Genomic DNA, 14,488 nt, shown 5'->3' on the forward strand with positions numbered 1-14,488 from the left:
TGGCCCGCCTGACGACGGTAAACAGTTCGGCCCCGCCAAGAGGATCGGCGGGGCCGAACTGTTTTCCCTGCGCCTTTTACAGCACCTTGGACAGGAACGCCTGCGTCCGCTCGTGCTGCGGGTTGGTCAGGACCTCGCGCGGGTCGCCGGACTCGACGACCACGCCGCCGTCCATGAAGACCAGCGAGTCGCCGACCTCGCGGGCGAAGCCCATCTCGTGGGTGACGACGACCATCGTCATGCCGGACTCGGCGAGGTCGCGCATGACGTCGAGGACGTCGCCGACCAGCTCCGGGTCGAGGGCCGAGGTCGGCTCGTCGAAGAGCATCAGCTTCGGGTCCATCGCCAGCGCCCGGGCGATGGCCACCCGCTGCTGCTGGCCGCCGGAGAGCTGCGAGGGGTAGTTTCCGGCCTTGTCGGCCAGGCCGACGCGGTCGAGCAGCTCCTGCGCGCGCGCCCTGGCCTGGGCCTTGCTCACGCCCTTGACCTGGATCGGCGCCTCCATGACGTTCTCCACGGCCGTCATGTGCGGGAACAGGTTGAACCGCTGGAACACCATGCCGATGTCCCGGCGCTGGAGCGCGACCTCGCTGTCCTTGAGCTCGTACAGCTTGTCGCCCTTCTGGCGGTAGCCGACCAGCTCGCCGTCGACGTACAGCCGACCGGAGTTGATCTTCTCCAGGTGATTGATGCACCGCAGGAACGTCGACTTGCCGGAGCCGGAGGGGCCGACGAGGCAGAACACCTCGCCGGACTTCACCTCCAGGTCGATGCCCTTGAGGACCTGTACGGGGCCGAAGGACTTGTGGACGCCCTCGGCCTTCACCATGGCGGTCATGCCGCACCCCTTTCGCGGCTGAACGAGAGCAGGTTGGCCTTGACCTTCTGCCACGGCGTCGCCGGCAGGTTCCGGGACGAGCCACGGGCGTAACGGCGCTCCAGGTAGTACTGGAAGACGCTGAAGACGCTGGTCATGACCAGATACCAGATGGAGGCCACGAAAAGCATCTCCATCACTGCGTATGAGGTTGAGCCGATCGATGTGGCCGAGCGTGTCAGTTCCGGATACGACACCACGTACACCAGCGACGAAGTCTTCAGCATGTTGATGAACTCGTTGCCCGTGGGCGGCACGATCACCCGCATCGCCTGCGGGACGACGATGCGGCGCAGCGTCTTGCTGTGGCTCATGCCCAGTGCCTGCGAGGCCTCGGTCTGGCCCTCGTCGACGGCCATCAGACCGGCGCGGCAGATCTCCGCCATGTACGCCGCCTCGTTCAGGCCCAGACCCAGCAGGGCCGCCATGAACGGGGTCATGACGTCGACCATCTCGTCCTTGTAGATCGGACCGAGATTCAGCACGGGGAAGATCAGCGCCAGGTTGAACCACAGCAGCAGCTGGACGTAGACCGGCGTGCCGCGGAAGAACCAGATGTAGAGCCAGGCGACCCAGCTCGTCACGGGGTTCTTCGAAAGCCGCATCACGGCGAGCACGATGCCCAGAACCACGCCCATGGCCATCGCCAGGACACTGATCAGCAGGGTGCGGCCGGCTCCGGCGACGATGCTGGAGTCGAACAGCTTGTCGCCGACCGCGTTCCACTGGATCTTCTCGGCGGTGGCGAAGGCGTTGACGAGCAGGGCCACCAGGGCCAGTACGACGACACCGCTGACCCAGCGGCCGTAGTGCCGTACCGGAATGGCCTTGATCGCCTCGGGCGGGAGAGCCCCGCCGTCCTTGGAGACGGCGGCCGACGGCTTCGCGTCGGCCGGCTCCTTGTCGAACTTGTCAGTCACTGTGACTGCCCTTCAGCTTGCCCGGGACGGTCACTTGCCGCCGTTGATCGCGGCCTTGTCGATCGCGCCGGACTCGGCGCCCCACTTCTCGAGGATCTTCTTGTACGTGCCGTCCTCGATGATGGCGTTGACGGCCTCTTCGAGGGCCGCGGTGAGCTCCTTGTTCTCCTTGTTCACCGCGATACCGAACGGACCGGCGTCGACCTGCTCGCCGACGACCTCGAAGTCGCTGCCGCCGCCGGACTTGCGGGCCAGGTCCACGGCCACCGGGTAGTCGTTGACGCCGGCGACCGCGCCGCCCGACTTCACGCGGGTCTGGGCCTCGGTGTCGTTCTCGAACGACTCGATGTTGATCTTCTTCTTGCCGCCGTCCGTGCAGGCCTTGGACTGCGTCTGAAGCGCCTTCTCGTACGTCGTGCCGCGCTGGACGGCCGCCGTCTGGCCGCAGAGGTCCTCGATCGAGTTGATCTTCTTCGGGTTGCCCTTCTGGACGTACACGGCGGTACCGGCCGTGAAGTAGTCGACGAAGTCGACACCCGGGCCGAGCTTCTTGCCCTTGTCGTCCAGGCCCTCCTGGCGCTGAGGGGTGTCCGTGATCGAGGACATGGCGATGTCGTAGCGGCCGGAGTTCAGGGCGGTGATCAGGCCGTCGAAGGAGCCCGAGGTGAACTGGAACTCCACGCCGAGCTTGTCGCCCAGCGCGGCGGCGATGTCGGGGTCGACGCCGACGATCTTGCCGCCCTCCTGGAACTCCATCGGGGCGTACTCGGCGTTCGTACCGGCCTTGATGACGCCCGCGTCCTGGATCTTCTTGGGCAGCTTGTCGAAGAGCGGGGCGGTGTTCGACTTCCCCGTCTCGTTGCTGCCCTCGCTGCCGCTGTCGTTCGTCTGGTCACCGCAGCCGGTGAGAATCAGGGCGCCTGCGACCGCGATCGAGCCGACCGCTGCCAGCCGGGAGCGGGTGGCGGTCGTACGACGGGTGGAGCTTGCGGTCATGGTGGGTTCCTCCGGCGGATGGGTGGAGTTGCCGATGGGGCGGGCTCCCGCCGACGGGTTCGGCCGGGTGCCTTGGTTTCGTAGGTCGACAAGAGCACACACCTTCGAGTGCCGCGACCTCGTGTGATTACGGCATCTTGCCATTCGGACTTGGGTATTCACGGCGCCCGCGATGTCAAAATCGGGTAACGGGTGACTTCCGAACCGCCTCAGGCCGGACATCCTGACCGCACCTTCTGCGGGAATCTGCCCTTCCGGCCGAAAGATCTTCGGTGTATCTCGGGATGTGGGTCGGCTGGGGGGCGTGTTTGCGGGTGACAGTTGGCCATTGCGAAGTACATCGTAAATTGTCCGCTTATCTGACCACGAACCGCTTCGGTGTCGTCATCGGCTCGTGTCCGATTCGTGTCGTCCGTGTGCGTGTTTCCCTTCCTGTCATGTGATCTTGGACGTATTGGACTCGTCGACGGCGCGGTCCGTCCGGTAAGAAGGTTCTTTACACCCCTCATCCGGGGCTCAGGGCGCGTGTGCGGCGCGCCCGTCGCGTATGTGCCCGTACGTCGTACGTCGCACGTATCAACGAGCAGGGTCATACGCGGTCCCGCCCACTTCTCACCAGGAGTGGTCCCACCCTCAAACCATGAACACTTAAGGGGTCAGACAAAGTGGCAGCGGAGATCGTCAATCCTCGCAGCGGCGGCAATACCGATCAGGACGGCGGGGTCGAGCCCCTCGATTCCTTCGATCCGGCGTTCGCGCTGCACCGTGGCGGCAAGATGGCCGTGCAGGCCACCGTGCCGGTCCGCGACAAGGACGACCTGTCCCTGGCGTACACGCCCGGCGTCGCGAAGGTGTGCAGCGCGATTGCCGAGCAGCCGGAGCTCGTGCACGACTACACGTGGAAGTCGTCCGTGGTCGCCGTCGTGACCGACGGCACGGCCGTTCTCGGGCTCGGGGACATCGGGCCCGAGGCCTCCCTTCCGGTGATGGAGGGGAAGGCGATTCTGTTCAAGCAGTTCGGCGGCGTCGACGCCGTGCCGATCGCGCTGAACTGCACCGGCGTCGACGAGATCGTCGAGACCGTGGTGCGGCTCGCGCCGTCCTTCGGTGGTGTGAACCTGGAGGACATCTCGGCGCCTCGGTGCTTCGAGATCGAGCGGAAGCTTCAGGAGCAGCTGGACATTCCGGTCTTCCATGACGACCAGCACGGTACGGCTGTGGTGACGCTGGCCGCGCTGCGGAACGCCGCGCGGCTGACCGGGAAGGGGCTCGGGGATCTGCGGGCCGTGATCTCGGGGGCCGGTGCGGCTGGTGTCGCCATCGCGAAGATGCTGGTCGAGGCCGGTATCGGGGACGTGGCCGTCGCCGACCGCAAGGGCGTCGTGTCGGCCGACCGGGACGACCTGACGTCGGTCAAGCGGGAGCTGGCCGGGTTCACGAACAAGGCGGGCATCACCGGGTCGCTGGAGGCGGCGCTGGAGGGTGCCGACGTCTTCATCGGGGTTTCCGGCGGGACGGTGCCGGAGGAGGCGGTCGCCTCCATGGCCGAGGGCGCGTTCGTGTTCGCCATGGCCAACCCGAACCCGGAGGTGCACCCCGACGTCGCGCACAAGTACGCGGCGGTCGTGGCGACCGGGCGGTCGGACTTCCCGAACCAGATCAACAATGTGCTGGCGTTTCCGGGGATCTTCGCGGGGGCGCTTCAGGTCCGGGCTTCGCGGATCACCGAGGGCATGAAGATCGCTGCTGCTGAGGCGTTGGCGGCCGTGGTGGGGGACGACCTTGCCGCGGACTATGTCATTCCGTCACCGTTCGACGAGCGGGTGGCGCCGGCGGTTACCGCTGCGGTGGCTGCGGCGGCTCGGGCGGAGGGGGTTGCCCGGCGGTAGCGCTGCCGCTGGGGGGTGCCGAGCTGAGCTGCTCTGGGGTGCCCTGTGCTGGATGGCCTCGCCCTGGTGGGCGGGGCCGTCTTTTGTTGTGGGTGCGCCTGTCCGAGTGGTGGCGGGTGGCTGGGTGGGGATGCCTGCGGCGGCCCGTTGCTCTTCGGTGGGGGTTCGCCTAGCGCCTTGCGGTTCGTTGGGGGTCGGGGCCGCGCCGGGGGGTGTCCTCCTCGGTCGGGCGGCTCGGTCGCTTCAAGATGTGCTCTGCGTTGACGCCCGCCGCTGCGGGCGCACACCCCCCGACACGGCCCCTTGCCGCCGTGGGCGAGTGCGGGTTCGCGGGGGTGCGCCGACCACCTCAGGTTTCGTGGCTCGTCAAGCGGGTGTGTCTCACAGGGGCCTGTGGTTCCGTCGGTCGGCGTGGGCGCCTATCGTCAAGGTCATGTTCGCTGTCTACGCCGCCCGAATCGACCGCGACGAGCCGCTCTCCGGACTGGAGTTGGGGGAGCGTCCGGCCCCTGAGGCCCGCGCCGGTTGGAGTACCGTCAACGTCAAGGCCGCCTCGCTCAATCATCACGATCTCTGGTCGCTGCGGGGTGTGGGTCTGCCAGAGGAGCGGTTGCCGATGATCCTCGGCTGTGATGCCGCCGGGGTCGATGAGGACGGCAACGAGGTCGTCCTGCACTCCGTGATCGGACAGAGCGGGCATGGGGTGGGGCCCAGGGAGCCGCGGTCGATTCTGACGGAGCGGTACCAGGGGACCTTCGCCGAGCAGGTCGCCGTGCCCACGTGGAATGTGCTGCCCAAGCCGAAGGAGCTCTCCTTCGAGGAGGCGGCCTGTCTGCCGACGGCCTGGCTGACCGCTTATCGGATGCTGTTCACCAATGCGGGCGTACGGCCCGGGGACTCTGTGCTCGTGCAGGGGGCCGGGGGTGGCGTCGCCACTGCTGCCATCGTGCTCGGAAAGGCCGCGGGGTTGCGGGTCTTCGCCACCAGTCGGGATGAGGCCAAGCGGAAACGGGCCGTGGAACTGGGGGCCGTGGAGGCGGTGGAGTCCGGGGCTCGGCTGCCGGAGCGGGTCGATGCCGTGATCGAGACCGTCGGTGCCGCTACCTGGTCGCACTCCGTGAAGTCGCTGAAGCCCGGGGGCACGCTGGTGATCTCCGGTGCCACGAGTGGGGATCGGCCCTCGCATGCCGAGCTCACACGGATCTTCTTCCTGGAGTTGAAGGTCGTCGGGTCCACGATGGGGACCAAGGACGAGCTGGAGGATCTGCTGGCCTTCTGTGCTGCCACAGGTGTGCGGCCGGTGATCGATGAGGTGCTTCCCATGGAGCGGGCCCGCGAGGGCTTTGAGCGGATGGCGTCGGGGGAGCAGTTCGGGAAGATCGTGCTCAGTAACTGAGCGTGCCGGGTGGTAGTCGCGCCTTGCGGCGGGTTTGGGGCTTTGCCTCGGGCCCGCCGTTTTTTGTCAACGGGGGTTGACGGAGACCGGGGTGTCAACTTAGGTTGACAGGTATGGGTGAAGCTACAGATCTTGCCGAGCGGGCCGGCGATCGTGATCCGCGGGTCGGGTTGCGGGCCGTTGCGGCGTTGCGCCGGCTGCTGGAGCAGTTGGAGGCGGTGCAGGTGCGCAGTGCGCGCAATCAGGGGTGGTCGTGGCAGGAGATCGCCGCGGAACTCGGGGTCAGCAGGCAGGCCGTGCACAAGAAGTACGGGAGGCGTTGATGTTCGAGCGGTTCACGAAGGACGCCCGCGCGGTGGTGACGGGGGCGGTTGAGCATGCCGAGAGGGGTGGGGCGGGGAGTGTCGATGCCGAGCATCTGCTGCTTGCCCTGCTCGATCGGGAAGGGAGCCGGGCCTCGTTCGTGCTGGCCGCGCTCGGGGGTGGGGGGTGGCTGGACTCCGTGCGGCGGGCGTTGGGGGAGGCCCGGCGGCGGGGTGGGCTGTCGCAGGCCGAGGCCGATGCGCTGGCCGGGCTGGGGATCGATGTGGGGGAGGTCGTCGCCCGGGTGGAGGAGGCGCATGGGGTCGGGGCGTTGTCCGGGGACCCGGAGGGCAAGGGGTGGTGGTCCGGGCGGCGGTCGTTCAGCCGGGGGGCCAAGGACGTACTGGAGCGGGCGTTGCGTATCGCCGTCGCCCGGCGGGACCGGTACATCGGCGCCGAGCACATCCTGCTCGCGCTCGTCGGCCGGCCCGGCGTGCCCGCCGAGGTTCTCGCCGATCACGGAGTGACCTATGAGGCCGTCACCCGGGTGCTGGACGGAGGGGGAGAGGCGAAGGCTGGTTGAGGTGGGCAGGGGCGGGGGGTGGGTGGCTCGCTCGGGGGCCGGGTTCTGTCGGGCCGGGTGGTGCGGCTGCCGGTGCAGCCGCACTGCCCAGGGGCCGCAGTCATGGCTTCGGTGTGCGCAACAGCGCTCCGATGTGGGCCGCCGCCGTCGACAGGTGGCGGCGGGCGTCTCGGAGCTGGTCCGGGGTGACGCCGTGGTCCCTTGCCGCGTCGCGGATGTCGTCGCGGAAGCGGTCGAGCAGACGGTCCAGGTCGCGGACCGGGTCGTCGGTGGGGGGCTCGTGGGCCCACGTGGGCTCGTAGTCGGCGGGGAAGTCCTCGGGGGTGTCCGAGTAGTCGGTGTGGGGCTGGGGTGACTTGGCGGTGTCCTGGCGGCCGAAGCCGAAGTCGCGGCCGAACTCCTTGCCGTAGTCCTTGCTGAATTCGCCGAACTCCTTGGCCAGCTCCGTCAGGCCCTCCCGTACGCCCGTCGGCCAGTCGCCGCGTACGAAGTGGTCCTGTACGTGTTCCTGGACCCGGCGGGCGATGCGCTGGACCTCCTCCTGGGCCTCGGTGCGGGCGCGGTCCTGGGCCTCCTTGGCCTGTCGCCGGGCGCGCTGGGCCTCCTCGCGGGCGCGGCGGCTCTCGTCCTTGGCTCGCCGGGCCTGTTCCTTCCACTCCTGCTTGGCGCGGCGCATCTCCTCCTTGGCGGTGCGCCATGCCTCCTTGTCGGTGTAGTCGGAGAAGTCACCGAAGGGGCCGTCCGGCCTGGTGCCGTTGCCCTGACGGGCCTCGGAGGCCGCCGCTCGCATCTCGCGTCGCAGGTCGCCCGCCGCGCCGCGCACGTCGGCCCGGATCTCTGCGGCCAGTTCGGCGACCGACTCCCTGATCTCCAGCTCCAGGTCGGCCAGTTCGCCGGAGCGGTCGGCCAGTTCGGCGCGGCCGGCGTCCGTGATGGCGTAGACCTTGCGGCCGCCCTCGGTGGTGTGGGTGACCAGGCCCTCGGCCTCCAGTTTGGCGAGGCGGGGGTAGACGGTGCCGGCCGACGGGGCGTACAGGCCCTGGAAGCGTTCTTCGAGGAGGCGGATCACCTCGTAGCCGTGGCGCGGGGCCTCGTCCAGCAGCTTCAGCAGATAGAGGCGGAGGCGGCCGTGGGCGAAGACGGGAGGCATGTCAGAGCACCTTCTTGTCGGTCGTGCCGTCGGCCGGGGCGTGGGGAGCGGACTGGGGTGGGGTGTCCGTCGCGTCGGTGCCCTGGCCGGAGACGGAATTGTCCCCCGAGGTGTGGTGCGGGTGGGGCAGCGGGTCGGTCGTCGGGTCCGTGGCCGGCGATCCGGGCTCCTCCCAGGCCTCCGCCTCCCACGGCTCGTCCTCCCTCGGCGGGCGGCGCAGCAGCGCGATCGAACCGGAGACGGTCGTCGCCCGGAGTTTGCCCGTGCCGGCGCCCAGGCGGCCGGTGATCTTGTGCGCTCCCCACTGGCCGTGCACCCGCAGGCCCTCGAAGGCGTTGGAGATCCTGCCGCTCGCGGTGTTGGCCTCGACGTCCGCGTCCGCCGGAGCCGGCAGGCGGATGGCGATCTCGCCCGAGACGCTGGTCAGCCGGACGTCGGTCGGGCCCTCCGGGTCGAGGTCGACGATCATGGAGCCGCTGACCGAGTCGGCCTTCACGGAGGGGCCGGAGCCCTCTACGACGGTGAGGTCGCCGGAGACGGAGTTGAAGCGGAGGTCGCCGGTGACGGCCTGGGCCTCCAGGTTCCCGGAGACGGTGTCGGCGCGGACCGGGCCGGACAGGCCGACGAGCGTCGTGTCACCGGTGACGCCCTTGACGACCGACGGGCCGTGGATCCCGGAGACCACCGCACCGGCGCCGACCACACCCACCTCGACGCGCGTGCCGGCCGGCACCGCCAGGGAGACCACCGCGCTGCGGCGCCAGCCCTTGCGGTCGAGCCACTTGAGGAAGCCCTTCCAGGGCAGGTCCTCGTACGCCACCGTCAGCGTGCCGCTCTGCTGGGTGACGATCAGGGGTGGGCCCTCGATCTCGGAGACCTCCAGGCGGGCGGAACCTTCGTCCGTCCCCACGACGTTCACCGTTCCGTTGACGATGCGCACCTGGAGCTCGCTCACCGGCTCGTCGAAGGCGAGCTTGCTGGGCTCTGCTACGGACCACTCGGACATGGTGCGGACCTCCTGGGCGACCGGACGCGGCCGCACGGGCCGGATCGGAAACGCGACACGCCATATCGCGTCTTACGAGAAACACGATATATCGCGGCGGGGGAAAGTCAAGGTACTCGTTCTGGTGATCACAAATCTCGCGAGGTGGACAAAGCGGCCTAGCGTGTTGTCATGTCGACGGAACAGTCCAGGCCCGCTCGCCAGGCCCGCCCCGCCCCGGGCGCCCTGCTGCTCTGCCGCGCGGAGCCCGAGTCCGTCGCTCCCGCAGCCCGGCTGCTGCGCGAGGACATGCTGCTCGCGTCGGCCGGCGGGCAGTGGAGCGTGCTCGTTCCCGAGGGTCGGCCGTGGCTCGGGGGCGGCGAACCCGTCGACCGCGTCCTCACCGGCTGGGCCACCGCCCTCGCCGTCGGCGCACCCTGGCCCGTCCTCGCCCTGTGGTGGGACGCCGACCGCGCCGGATTCACCCTGGCCTCCGGCTTCCGCCGCCCCGTCGGCTACGTCTGGCTCGCCAACGGCACCCCGGCCGGTGAGGACGAGGCCATGCGCACCTTCGCCGGACGGCTCGGTCTCGACCCGGTCCTGGACATGCAGTCCCTGGCCGCGCTGACGCGCCCCGACTCCGCGGCCGACGCACGCGCGCGCATGCGTGGCCTGTTCGCCGTCCTCGCGCGCGCGGGCGTGTCCCTGCCCGTCGGCCTCGCCCCCGGCGAAGACGCCGAAAGCCTCCAGGCGGCCGCCCGCGACCAGCCGCACATCCGCCTGGTCGAGTGGTCGGGCTGGCGGCACGCCCTGCGCGCGGAACTCGACGCCGTGGAGGGCCGCCACCTCGGGCCCTGGCTGCCCTGGGTCGGCGGTCCCAGGTCACTCGCCCTCGCCCTGGCCCAGGTCGCGGCCGGTCTGCCCCTCACGGTCTGGGGGCTGCGGCGCCGCAGCGGCGGCTGGGCCGTGGCGGGGGCGGTGCTGCTGGCGCACGGCGCGCTGGGGCTGGCGTACGGCGTCACGCACGTACCCGACTGACACCGAGGAAGGCTTCGCCGGGCGCGGCATACCCTGAGGGAGTAGGCCGAGGGCTTGTCCCGTCAGTATCAGGAGCAAGAGTTGTACTTCACCGACCGTGGCATCGAGGAACTGGAGAAGCGGCGCGGCGAGGAGGAGGTCACCTTCGAGTGGCTCGCCGAGCAGCTGCGGACGTTCGTCGATCTCAACCCGGACTTCGAGGTGCCGGTGGAGCGGCTGGCGACGTGGCTGGCCCGCCTGGACGACGAGGACGACGACTAGACGACTAGGGGGTGTTTTGAAGGTCCCGTACAGTACCCGCGGCGCCCGGCACGCACCCTCGCCGCACCGGCCAAAGGCCCAAGTGGCTCCTACGCCACTCTCGGCTTCGCTCGAGCGGGGGGGGGACCCCATCGAGGGCCTTCGGCCGGCACGCCGAGGGCACGCACCGGCTGTGACGCCAAGCCGCTGCCGCGGCGGGCGCGGGCACCGCACGGGACTTTCAAAACACCCCTGGGGCGTGTCCGCAAAGTCCCGTCGTCCGCCCGGAGGGCGGTCCCCGCGGCGCCGTGGGGGAGCGTGCCAGGCGTCGCGGGGCAGGCGGGACTTGCGGACACGCCCAGGGCCTGTCCCGCGAATACGCGGCGCCGCCGCGGGGCCGCGATAGGCCGTCGATCGTCTGCGGCACCATCGGGGGGTGGTCGCGCCCGCGCGGCGGAGCCGCATGTTCCCTGAAGCCCCGCGCCCCTTCAGGGGCCCTCCCGAACCGACCAATGCCCGCCCCGGCTGCTCCTGCGGCCGACGCCCGTCCACTCCTGCGCCAACGCCCGCATACTCCTGCAACCAACCTGGGTATTAGCCTCGTCGCTGTTCAAGTGGGCGCCGTCCAGGATCGGTTGACCTGACGGCTCGGGCTCTTCGGGGGAGCGGTATGAGTCACATCCAGGACATCCAACTGCCGGACGGCACGGTGATCACCGCCCGGATCGGCGCGGCCGACCCCTACGACGACCAGGAGGACGTCGGCTTCACCGAGGCCGCCGTCGCCAAGGTCGAACAGCTCCAGGATCTGATCAAGGCCGTCGGCGGCACCGTGCTCGACGCGGCCCGGGCGGCCAAGCCGGACGAGGCCTCCATCACCTTCGGCGTGGAACTGACCGCCAAGGAGGGCCTGGCCGTCGCCGTGCTCGCGCGTGGGGAGGCCAAGGCGTCCCTGGAGGTCACCCTCACCTGGCAGTTCGATCGCGGCGGCGCCGAGGAGGGCGACCGGAGAGCGGTCGGCGCATGAGCGAGCGGCACGATCGTCTCTTCGAGCTGGTCAGGGCGGCCACCGTCCATCTGCTCCCGGCCGGCGGCAAGGACGGCCCGTTATGGGGCAGCGGCTTCTTCGTCGCGCCCGGCTGGGTGCTGACCGCCGCCCATGTGCTGTGCCGGCACCTCGCGACGGACCGCACCCTCGTCTTCCGGGTGCGCGGCGAGGGCGTCGACGCCGAGGCCCGGCTCGCGGAGTGGCTGATCACCGACCCGCGCAACCCCAAGGTCCCGCTGGCCGAGGACCTGGCCCTGGTCCGGCTGACCGGCGAGCACTTCCACGAGTGCGTGTGGCTCACCGACCGCGCCGCCCGCCACTCCGGCGCGCTGAAGGCCTGCGGCTACTACCCAGGCCCGCCCGAGGCCCACTTCCGCATGGTGGACGCCGTGATCAACGGCCAGGAGGACACCCACGGGCTGATCATCAAGCCCGACATCGACCTCCAGCCCGGTATGTCCGGCGGCCCGCTGCTGGACCCGGAGTCGGGAGCCGTCGTAGGACTGATCAAGTCCAAGCGCAAGGACAAGGACGGCGGCAAGGCCGTGGCCATCGCCGCGCTGCGCCGCTTCGGGGACACGTACCGCACGGTCATGGCCGCCCATGACCGCTGGCACGGCGAGGAGCCGTCGGAGAGCGGGGACAACTGGATCGACCTCCAGGGCGGGCCGACGGACGGCCAGGGCGCCGTCTGGACGCCCCGCGACCGGCGCCGGGCGCTCGCCCTGCTGGCCGAGCTGCCGCCCCCGCCCGACGAGCCCACCGTCAATGTCCTCGCCAAGGTGGCGCGCAGCGGCTTCCGGTGGCCGGGTGCCACGCCCGAGCTGCGGACCTGGCGTGACGGCCATGGTCTGCTCTATGAGGGCACCACCCCGCTCGACCCGCTCACCTTCCTGCGCTACCTCAGGCTCGTCGAGGCCCACGCCCGCGCGCGGGACGCGGGCAGCCCGGCCCTCGCCGACTGGATCACCAGGCGGCTGCGCAGGGACCCCCGCCGCGATCTGCACGCGCTGGCCCGGGACGTCACGCTCCCCGACGAACTCCGGCCGCAGCCCGGCGACCACGGCCCGGAACGCGTGGTGATCTCCTATCCCGGCCCCGGCGAGGGCCCCGTCGTGGCCCTGCTGCTGGACCCGGTGATCAGCGCGCAGCCCGTCCGGTTCTTCTGGCAGATCTGGTACGACGACGGCGACGGCCTGCCCGAACTCCACAAGGAGGACCGCTCCGTGCACGGCTGCCGGCCCGACGAACTCGTCCAGGCGCTGCGCGTCCCGCTGGGCGGACTGCTGGAGTCCAAGGACCGGGAGGGCCACCCCGTACCGCTCGAAGTCGGCCTGCCCGCCGAACACTTCGACACCGCCGTGCACCGCTGGCGGTTCGCGGACATCGCCGCCCTGAACGACCCCGGGCACCTGGGCGCACGCCGTCGCCTCGTGCTGCGCGCTCTTGAGCGCCGGGGATATCCGGACAACCCCTGGCTCGACCGCTGGCAGGGCATCACGGCCGGGCGGCGCTTCGAGGGCTGGCGCATGCCCCCGCCGGGCGCCGTGGACGCCACCGGCTACCACGCCGCCGAGCGCCACCGCATCCCCGTGATGTGCCGCCCGGCCGGACAGGGCACCGGCCACGTCGCCATGAAGCACGCGCTGCGCAGCGGCCACCCGGTGGCGCTCTGGCACATCGGCCCGCACCCCGAGCGCGGCGCCTGTCTGCCGGAGTGCGACACGCTCCACGCGCGCGTGGAGAAGTTCCTCGAAACGATCGGCTCGCTCGCCGAACTCCCCGACCGGCTGCGGCACGTACGGCAGGACATCAGCGAACAACGGCCCGACAGCGCCTGGGCCGAACCACTCGCCCTGCTCTACGACGACCCGCGCCGGCCGCTGCCGGCCGAGGAGACCGAAACCGTGGACGCACCGCTGTGAACAGCACCGAAGCCTGGCCGAAATCTCAGGTGTATTACGGCAGTTCCGGGTATGTTTCCAGGGGCCCGCTGCGGGCGCACGACGCTCCCTTCGGCCAGGACGTGGACCACCACCGACCGTCGACGAGGAGCGCACCATGAGCGAGTGGTTCATCTACCGGGGCGTCGGGGAGCCGGATCCGGCCAGGATCGACGCGCTGCCGGAACCACCGCCCTGGCGGAAGTTCGACGCCACGCCCGTCGACTACGAGGTCCCGCAGCTCGACTCCGCCACCCACCGCAGGCTCGGCGAGCGCACCGTCCCGCTGCCCGTCCAGGACCCCGACGCCCTCGAACTCGTCAACGCCGCCCTGTATCTGAGGCGCCCGCTGCTCGTCACCGGTGAACCCGGTGTCGGCAAGTCGACACTCGCCCACTCCGTCGCCTACGAGCTCGACCTCGGCCGGGTCCTGGAGTGGCCGATCGTGAGCCGCAGCGAACTGCGCGACGGCCTCTACACCTACGACGCCATCGGCCGCCTCCAGGACGCCCAGCTGCCCGGCGAGGAAGGCGCCCAGGACATCGGCCGGTACATCAGGCTCGGCCCGCTCGGCACCGCCCTGCTCGCCGCCGACAAGCCCCGGGTGCTGCTCATCGACGAGCTCGACAAGAGCGACATCGACCTGCCGAACGACCTCCTGAACGTCCTGGAGGAGGGCCGCTTCGCCATCCCCGAGCTGGAGCGCATCGCCGACCGCGACCCGGAGGTCCGGGTCCTCACCGACGACGGACGCCGGGTCACGGTGACGGGCGGTCAGGTCCTTTGTCACGCCTTCCCGTTCGTCATCATGACCAGCAACCGCGAGCGCGAGTTCCCCGCCGCCCTGCTGCGCCGCTGCATCCCGCTCGACCTCAAGGCCCCGCGGGACGAAAGGCTCGCCGCCCTCGTCCAGGCCCACTTCGGACAAGGCGCCTACGAGGCCAACCGCGACCTCGTCGACCAGTTCACCCAGTCCGAGGCGGACGGCGCGCTGCGCCCCACCGACCAGCTGCTCAACGCCATCTTCCTCACCCAGCACGCCGCCCGGGAGGCAGACCGGCGCCGCGAGGAGATCTCGGAGTTGCTGATGCAGCCCCTCGACCGAGGGCCCCGGTAGCCG

The 14,488-nt window shown here is 70.3% G+C and carries 14 protein-coding genes; 9 read left to right on the plus strand and 5 right to left on the minus strand.

The window, feature by feature from the left end:
• Positions 1 to 76: 76 nt before the first annotated feature.
• Genes KUM44_RS43820 through KUM44_RS43830 form a run of 3 tightly spaced genes read right to left on the minus strand, consistent with a single transcriptional unit; the run spans position 77 to position 2,793 of the window.
• A complete protein-coding gene (locus tag KUM44_RS43820; RefSeq protein WP_302186131.1) occupies positions 77 to 838 on the minus strand; it encodes an amino acid ABC transporter ATP-binding protein in 762 nt (253 codons plus the stop codon).
• A complete protein-coding gene (locus tag KUM44_RS43825) occupies positions 835 to 1,797 on the minus strand; it encodes an amino acid ABC transporter permease (RefSeq protein ID WP_217215348.1) in 963 nt (320 codons plus the stop codon). The genes KUM44_RS43820 and KUM44_RS43825 overlap by 4 nt, the downstream gene beginning before the upstream one ends.
• Positions 1,798 to 1,827: 30 nt before the next feature.
• Complete coding sequence (locus tag KUM44_RS43830) at positions 1,828 to 2,793, minus strand: ABC transporter substrate-binding protein (protein ID WP_217215349.1); 966 nt, start codon at positions 2,791 to 2,793, stop codon at positions 1,828 to 1,830.
• 665 nt (positions 2,794 to 3,458) lie between these two features.
• On the opposite strand from KUM44_RS43830, the gene KUM44_RS43835 reads away from it, so the two are divergent.
• From KUM44_RS43835 to KUM44_RS43850, 4 genes are all read left to right on the plus strand, one after another.
• Positions 3,459 to 4,682, plus strand: coding sequence for an NADP-dependent malic enzyme (locus KUM44_RS43835; protein WP_217215350.1), 1,224 nt, complete (start codon positions 3,459 to 3,461; stop codon positions 4,680 to 4,682).
• 433 nt (positions 4,683 to 5,115) lie between these two features.
• On the plus strand, positions 5,116 to 6,078 hold the full coding sequence (locus tag KUM44_RS43840) for a zinc-binding dehydrogenase (RefSeq protein WP_217215351.1): 963 nt from the start codon (positions 5,116 to 5,118) through the stop codon (positions 6,076 to 6,078).
• Between the two features lie 113 nt (positions 6,079 to 6,191).
• Entirely contained in the window at positions 6,192 to 6,401 is a 210-nt protein-coding gene (locus tag KUM44_RS43845) for a helix-turn-helix domain-containing protein (RefSeq protein ID WP_030049537.1), read from the plus strand.
• On the plus strand, positions 6,401 to 6,964 hold the full coding sequence (locus KUM44_RS43850; protein ID WP_217215352.1) for a Clp protease N-terminal domain-containing protein: 564 nt from the start codon (positions 6,401 to 6,403) through the stop codon (positions 6,962 to 6,964). Before KUM44_RS43845 ends, KUM44_RS43850 begins: the two co-directional genes overlap by 1 nt.
• Before the next feature lie 100 nt (positions 6,965 to 7,064).
• Here KUM44_RS43850 and KUM44_RS43855 read toward each other — a convergent pair whose 3' ends face one another.
• Together KUM44_RS43855 and KUM44_RS43860 are read right to left on the minus strand one after the other, a co-directional pair.
• Complete coding sequence (locus tag KUM44_RS43855; protein ID WP_217215353.1) at positions 7,065 to 8,114, minus strand: PadR family transcriptional regulator; 1,050 nt, start codon at positions 8,112 to 8,114, stop codon at positions 7,065 to 7,067.
• 1 nt (position 8,115) lies between these two features.
• Positions 8,116 to 9,120 (minus strand): DUF4097 family beta strand repeat-containing protein, encoded by a 1,005-nt coding sequence (locus tag KUM44_RS43860; protein WP_217215354.1) that lies wholly within the window; start codon positions 9,118 to 9,120, stop codon positions 8,116 to 8,118.
• A 171-nt stretch (positions 9,121 to 9,291) separates the two neighbouring features.
• Here KUM44_RS43860 and KUM44_RS43865 point away from each other — a divergent pair, with 171 nt between their 5' ends.
• The 5 genes from KUM44_RS43865 (at position 9,292) to KUM44_RS43885 (ending at position 14,485) form a co-directional block, all read left to right on the plus strand.
• Positions 9,292 to 10,137, plus strand: a complete 846-nt coding sequence (locus KUM44_RS43865) for a hypothetical protein (protein WP_217215355.1) — start codon at positions 9,292 to 9,294, stop codon at positions 10,135 to 10,137.
• A gap of 81 nt (positions 10,138 to 10,218) precedes the next feature.
• Positions 10,219 to 10,398, plus strand: a complete 180-nt coding sequence (locus KUM44_RS43870; protein WP_030049542.1) for a DUF6104 family protein — start codon at positions 10,219 to 10,221, stop codon at positions 10,396 to 10,398.
• 649 nt (positions 10,399 to 11,047) lie between these two features.
• A complete protein-coding gene (locus tag KUM44_RS43875) occupies positions 11,048 to 11,404 on the plus strand; it encodes a CU044_2847 family protein (RefSeq protein WP_217215356.1) in 357 nt (118 codons plus the stop codon).
• Positions 11,401 to 13,350, plus strand: a complete 1,950-nt coding sequence (locus KUM44_RS43880) for a trypsin-like peptidase domain-containing protein (protein ID WP_217215357.1) — start codon at positions 11,401 to 11,403, stop codon at positions 13,348 to 13,350. The genes KUM44_RS43875 and KUM44_RS43880 overlap by 4 nt, the downstream gene beginning before the upstream one ends.
• A gap of 136 nt (positions 13,351 to 13,486) precedes the next feature.
• Positions 13,487 to 14,485, plus strand: a complete 999-nt coding sequence (locus tag KUM44_RS43885) for a MoxR family ATPase (protein WP_217215358.1) — start codon at positions 13,487 to 13,489, stop codon at positions 14,483 to 14,485.
• Positions 14,486 to 14,488: the final 3 nt, after the last annotated feature.

It is taken from the genome of Streptomyces sp. AC550_RSS872 (assembly GCF_019049285.1).
Taxonomy (GTDB): domain Bacteria; phylum Actinomycetota; class Actinomycetes; order Streptomycetales; family Streptomycetaceae; genus Streptomyces.

What these genes read in the sequence shown, in the direction of transcription:
- KUM44_RS43820 (WP_302186131.1), bottom strand. Translation starts at nt 838, where the DNA reads ATGACCGCCATGGTGAAGGCCGAGGGCGTCCACAAGTCCTTCGGCCCC.
- KUM44_RS43830 (WP_217215349.1), bottom strand. Translation starts at nt 2,793, where the DNA reads ATGACCGCAAGCTCCACCCGTCGTACGACCGCCACCCGCTCCCGGCTG.
- KUM44_RS43840 (WP_217215351.1), top strand. Translation starts at nt 5,116, where the DNA reads ATGTTCGCTGTCTACGCCGCCCGAATCGACCGCGACGAGCCGCTCTCC.
- KUM44_RS43845 (WP_030049537.1), top strand. Translation starts at nt 6,192, where the DNA reads ATGGGTGAAGCTACAGATCTTGCCGAGCGGGCCGGCGATCGTGATCCG.
- KUM44_RS43850 (WP_217215352.1), top strand. Translation starts at nt 6,401, where the DNA reads ATGTTCGAGCGGTTCACGAAGGACGCCCGCGCGGTGGTGACGGGGGCG.
- KUM44_RS43855 (WP_217215353.1), bottom strand. Translation starts at nt 8,114, where the DNA reads ATGCCTCCCGTCTTCGCCCACGGCCGCCTCCGCCTCTATCTGCTGAAG.
- KUM44_RS43860 (WP_217215354.1), bottom strand. Translation starts at nt 9,120, where the DNA reads ATGTCCGAGTGGTCCGTAGCAGAGCCCAGCAAGCTCGCCTTCGACGAG.
- KUM44_RS43865 (WP_217215355.1), top strand. Translation starts at nt 9,292, where the DNA reads ATGTCGACGGAACAGTCCAGGCCCGCTCGCCAGGCCCGCCCCGCCCCG.
- KUM44_RS43875 (WP_217215356.1), top strand. Translation starts at nt 11,048, where the DNA reads ATGAGTCACATCCAGGACATCCAACTGCCGGACGGCACGGTGATCACC.
- KUM44_RS43880 (WP_217215357.1), top strand. Translation starts at nt 11,401, where the DNA reads ATGAGCGAGCGGCACGATCGTCTCTTCGAGCTGGTCAGGGCGGCCACC.
- KUM44_RS43885 (WP_217215358.1), top strand. Translation starts at nt 13,487, where the DNA reads ATGAGCGAGTGGTTCATCTACCGGGGCGTCGGGGAGCCGGATCCGGCC.